Below are 625 nucleotides of genomic sequence, written 5' to 3' on the forward strand. Positions count from 1 at the left end.
TGTCGTTTCATTTATCAAGGCAACTTGCACATTAGCCCAAGAATTATCAACATTTGTATTAACCCTTATTGACAGAGGAGCAGAACTTCCTTTTAAATTAAAAGAAGGAGTTACATAATCTTTAGTCGTAAATTGGTCAAAAGCAATTTCGGTATTCAGAACATTTTGTTGAACTCTGTCTTTGTTCAAGTACCAATTAGTAATCAAAATTAATACCGCAACAAAACAGAATGTCAATGCTAAATTCCGAATATTGAATATAAAAGGCTGTACTTGCCCGATCCCTTTTTTGGATGGCAGGTTAGAGGTTCCAAAGGCTTTTTTGATATCATTCTTGGAAATGTGTTTTCCTAAAAAAGCGGTTTGCTCGTGACTAAATTTTTCAAAAGAAAGCATTAAAGGAGGGTTGATATATTCAATAAGTTCAATTTTATTGTAAATGTCAAAATCAAAAAAACCTTTTGCAGTCACTAATGTTGGATAATAATAATCGAATCGATCATAAGTTATATCTTCATGCTCAATAGTTAAAGGATGATTGCCTACTTTTTTATCAAATTCAATTTCGGTTAAAATAATCCAATGTCCAGCGGCTTCGGATAAATACAAATAGTCGTTTTGTTTT

General features: G+C 31.7%; 1 protein-coding gene. It reads right to left on the reverse strand.

Annotated elements, in window-relative coordinates; genetic code table 11:
* On the reverse strand, nt 1-625 hold a 625-nt coding region (locus ABEB23_RS18100), incomplete at both ends, for a DUF4178 domain-containing protein (protein WP_348814124.1).

Source organism: Flavobacterium maritimum (assembly GCF_040049085.1).
GTDB lineage: Bacteria > Bacteroidota > Bacteroidia > Flavobacteriales > Flavobacteriaceae > Flavobacterium > Flavobacterium maritimum.